Source organism: Clostridium sp. (assembly GCF_040797585.1).
Taxonomy (GTDB): domain Bacteria; phylum Bacillota; class Clostridia; order Clostridiales; family Clostridiaceae; genus Clostridium_Z.
Genome location: NZ_JBFNEO010000204.1, coordinates 1 through 4,989 on the forward strand (window position 1 = coordinate 1; position 4,989 = coordinate 4,989).

4 protein-coding genes are annotated in these 4,989 nt (G+C 30.6%); all 4 read right to left on the reverse strand.

What is annotated here, in order from left to right; genetic code table 11:
- Positions 1 to 279: 279 nt before the first annotated feature.
- Positions 280 to 1,092, reverse strand: coding sequence for a pyrroline-5-carboxylate reductase (gene proC / locus AB2369_RS11260; protein ID WP_367666576.1), 813 nt, complete (start codon positions 1,090 to 1,092; stop codon positions 280 to 282).
- 61 nt (positions 1,093 to 1,153) lie between these two features.
- Entirely contained in the window at positions 1,154 to 3,517 is a 2,364-nt protein-coding gene (hypD, locus tag AB2369_RS11265) for a trans-4-hydroxy-L-proline dehydratase (RefSeq protein ID WP_367666579.1), read from the reverse strand.
- 2 nt (positions 3,518 to 3,519) lie between these two features.
- Positions 3,520 to 4,419: a trans-4-hydroxy-L-proline dehydratase activase gene (locus AB2369_RS11270; protein WP_367666577.1), complete on the reverse strand. Its 900-nt coding sequence runs from the start codon at positions 4,417 to 4,419 to the stop codon at positions 3,520 to 3,522.
- A 343-nt stretch (positions 4,420 to 4,762) separates the two neighbouring features.
- The coding region (locus tag AB2369_RS11275; protein ID WP_367666578.1) for a helix-turn-helix domain-containing protein at positions 4,763 to 4,989 on the reverse strand (227 nt) is incomplete at its 5' end.

Consider the following 4,989-nt stretch of genomic DNA (forward strand, 5'->3'; position numbering starts at 1 on the left):
GGGTAATAATAAATATGCAAGTAATGAAGATAAGAAATAAACTTTTTATGGTTTTATTCATATGTTTCTCCTTGTAATTTATAGTATTTTTATATTACTCTTTGCAGATAAAGTAAAAATTATGTATTTTAATAAAAAGTTATTGATTTTAATAAAAAAGTATCTTATAATAATCTTGTGAAAACGTTTGTAAAATTCTCTTTAAACCAACATTACTTCCAAAAAACAAAATCCAAATACCTATATAAAACTTAAAGCTGAGGCATAGCCTCAGCTTTATTATTTTCCTGCCATCTTATTAGCTTTTTTAGTACACTCTACCATGGCCTCTATAACTGTTCCTCTAAAATTATTTTTTTCTAAGCTATATACTGCCTCTATAGTTGTTCCGGCTGGAGAGCATACCATATCTTTAAGTTCTCCGGGATGCTTTCCTGTATCTAAAAGCATTTTTGCAGCTCCTATCATAGCTTGTGCTGCCATTTTATATGCCTTATCTCTAGGTAACCCTTGAAGAACCCCTCCATCTCCCATAGCTTCAAGGAACATATAAATATATGCTGGTGATGATCCATTTACGCAAACTACTGCTTCCATAAGTTTTTCATCTATAGTCTCTGTTTTACCCACTCCATCAAATATACTTATAACCTTATTAAATTCCTCATCACTAACCTGTTCATTCTTACACAATGCAGTCATACTTTCTGATATTAATGCTGCTGTATTTGGCATTGTCCTAACAACTTTAATCTTTCTTCCAAAACCCTTCTCAACAAAATCTATACTTATACCAGCAGCAATAGTTACTATGATTACATCCTCTTTAACAGAATCCCTTATCTCTTCTATAACAGCTCCATATACATTAGGCTTTACTGCTAAAATTATAATATCAGCTTCCTTTGCTACTGATAAATTATCATTTAAAGCTGCTCTTATTCCAAAAGATTCCTTAGCCTTATCAAGACTTCCTTTATATCCATCAGAAGCTATTATGTTCTCCGCCTTAGCTATTCCGCCCTTAACTATCCCTCCAATTATTGCACTAGCCATATTTCCACAGCCTATAAACCCTAATATCTTATCCATCTAAATCCTCTCCTTTATCTTAAACCCTATGAAGCCTCTTAAGACTTCATAGGGTTTTTTCTTAAAATATCTCTTGTTCTGTCCTATTTATTATTTCATCTTGAAGTGATTTTCCAAGGTCACAGAAATAATCACTATATCCAGCAACTCTAACTATTAAGTCCTTATAAGCTTCCGGATTCTTTTGAGCTTCCTTTAAAGTATCTTTATTTATTACATTAAATTGTATATGATGACCATCCATCTTAAAATAAGCTCTTATTAAGTGGCAAAGCTTTTCAAGACCTTCATCTCCTTGAAGTACACTTGGGGTAAATTTTTGATTTAATAGGGTACCTCCAGTCTTTAAATGATCCATCTTAGCTGCTGATTTTATAACTGCTGTTGGTCCAAGTCTATCAGCTCCTCCAGTAGGTGATATACCTTCTGATTGTGGCTCTGAACTAAACCTTCCATCCGGTGTAGCTCCTGTAACTTCTCCAAAATATATATGACAGGTTGTTGGAAGCATATTTATCCTATAAGTTCCTCCTCTTATAGACTTCCTTCCATTGACTTCATTATAGTAAGTATCAAAACAAAGCTTCATTATATCATCTGCATAATCATCATCATTTCCATACTTAGGAGTTTTATTTAAAAACAATTGTCTTAAAGGTTCCTTATCCTTAAAGTTATTCTTTAAAGTATCTAATAATTCCTCCATGGTAACTCTCTTTTTATCATAAACATTGTACTTTAAAGATGCAAAGCAGTCTGTTAAAGTTCCAATTCCAACTCCTTGAATATAATTTGAATTATATCTTGCTCCTCCACTATTATAGTCTACCCCATTTGTTATACAATCATCTATTACAGTAGATAAGAAAGGACATGGCATCTCTTTCATATATAATCTCTCAATTACATTATTTCCTCTTATCTTTATATTTATAAAGTGATGTAATTGGGATTTATATGCTTCAAATAAATCCTCAAAGGATTTAAACTTTTTAGGATTTCCAGTTTCTAGTCCTAATTTCTTTCCTGTCATAGGATCAACCCCATTATTTAAGGTTATTTCAAGAACTTTTACAAGGTTAAAGTATCCCGTTAATATATAGGCCTCTTTACCAAAAGCTCCTGTCTCTACACATCCTGAAGTTCCACCTTCTCTTGCATCCTCTATTCTCTTTCCTTGTCTTACAAGTTCTTGGCAAACTGAATCACTATTAAATACTGGTGGCTGTCCCCACCCTTCTCTTATTATTTCTGTTCCTCTTTTTATAAAATCATGAGGATTTTTCTTTGAAAGCTGTATATTACTATTAGGTTGTAATAATTTCATTGAATCTACTACATCTAATAGAATATAGGACACTTCATTTACTCCATCCCCTCCATCACTGCTTAATCCACCTATATTTATAGTAGCAAAGTCGGTATAAGTTCCACTTTCCTTTAATGTAACCCCAACCTTTGGAGTTGATGGTTGATTATTAAACTTAACCCACATAGATTGAAGAAGCTCTACTGCATCCTCTCTATTAATAATTCCATTTTCTAAGTCATTTTTATAAAATGGATTCAGATGTTGGTCGAATCTTCCTGGGCTGAAGGCATCCCATATATTCATTTCTGTTATTATAGTTAAATGTACAAACCAATATCCTTGTATAGCTTCATGGAAGGTTTCTGGTCTATTTCCAGGTACCTTATAACAAACATCTGCTATTTTTAAAAGTTCCTCTCTTCTCTTTTCATCCTTCTCTTTTTCTGACATCTTCTTTGCTAAATCTCCATGTCTCTTAGCGAAAGTTATAACTGCCTCACAAGTTATCTTCATAGCTTTGAGTTCCTCTTGCTTATCATAAGCATTAGGATCATTCAAATAATCTAAATTTTTTATCTCTTTATCAATTAGCTCTATAACTTCATAAAATCCTCTATTAAATATCTTTTTATCCCCAACAGTATGCCCTGGTCCTCTTTGTTCCATAAACTCTGTATATATTCCAGAGTAATAGCAATCCTTCCACTCATCAGTCATTTCATTTAAAATCTTATCTCTTATAGATTTACCATTCCAATATGGAATTATCTCTTTTTCCTGTATCTCATATATATCTTCTGAAACCTTGAAAAAGGTTTTTTCACGACTATCCATAACCCTTAAATCTTCTAAAGTATGGCAACATATCTCTGGATAAGTTGGAGTAGCCTTTGGTTTTGGTCCCCTTTCTCCAACTATTAAGTCATCCTCATCTATAAATATAGTCTTTTTCTCACATATATCCTTTAGACTTAGTGCTCTTAAAACAGGTATAGATACCTTTCCATAGCGAGTCTTATAAGTTTCTGTAATTATCCTTGCTCTTTCAATAGAGATACTTGGTATTGCCTCTAAACTCTTTTCTCTTAATCTTTTAATTCTTTCACGCATAATATTTACCCCCCAATCTTTACTTTAAAACCTTGAATTTCAAAAGCTTCTTTTATACTACTTAACATTTCTTCTTCCGGTACTTTTACATGATTAAGTTCATATTCTTTATCTAATCTATTGTACTTTTCACTAGATATATTATGATAAGGAAGAATATCTATCTCTTCTATTCCTCCCGTATCTTTTAAAAATTTTATATAGTCTTCTATATCACTTTTATTACTATTTACTCCTGGTATTAATGGTATTCTTATAAATATTCTTTTATTTAATTTTACTAAGATTTTTAAATTTTCTAATATTATCTTGTTATCTACCCCTATATATTCCTTATGTTTTTCATTATCTATAACCTTTAAATCATATAATATTAAATCTACATCCTCACATACTTCCCTTAGAATTTCCTCACTAGCATAACCACTGGTATCTAATGTGACATGAATCTTCCTTTCCTTACATTTTTCTATAATATCTTTTAGTTCCTTCCCCTGACTTAAAGGCTCCCCACCTGAAAATGTAACTCCCCCTTTTGATTCATCATAAAAAATTTTATCCTTTAGAATTTCATTAAAGACCTCATCTAAAGTCATATTCTTTCCAACGAAATCTCTAGCATTAGTTGGACATGCTTCACAACATTCTCCACATTCTATACATTTATCTTTATTAAAAACTATATTTTCTTCATTTAAGTATAGTGCTTCATTCTTACATGCATTTACACAATAATTACATCCTATGCATCTATCTTTATAAAACATAATTTCTCTTTTAAAGCTTTGACTCTCTGGATTATGACACCACTTACACTTTAAAGGACATCCTTTAAAGAACACAGTACTTCTTATTCCTGGTCCATCGTGAATTGAATACTTTTGTATGTTAAAAATTATAGACATAATTCCCCCTCCAAAATAATTATGAAAGACCTTACTCTACTTATAGATAAACCACATGATAATTGAAACTAAATCACAAGTTTCTATTATTTAATGCGTATTCAAAGATTGAGTTTTTATATGATTTATCTATATATCAATATATAAAGCAATGTCTATGCCAAACTTTTAACAATATTGATAAATAATTAACTATATCTTATATCCCTAAATATTTGATATTTTCTTATTTTTATAGGTATTATCTTAATAATTCAATTTAATTTCTACTGTTTTAGTGGATATTATATAAAATAAAGTCCCAAATTTAATACTTAAAAGTATCAAATTTGGGACTTTAAACTTATTTTAGTACAAATTCTTTTTCTATATTATATTTTTTTATTTTATTTTGAAAAGTTTGCTTTGGAATTTTTAGTAACCTAGCCGCTTTAGAGTAATTCCCCTTAGCCTCCATAATAGCTCTTCTTATTATATCTTCCTCATACTCCTTTAAAGTCAATGGTAAACCTTTCTCATATATATTCTCATCTTTTGAAAAACTTTTATCTATATTATCCTCTTTATTTC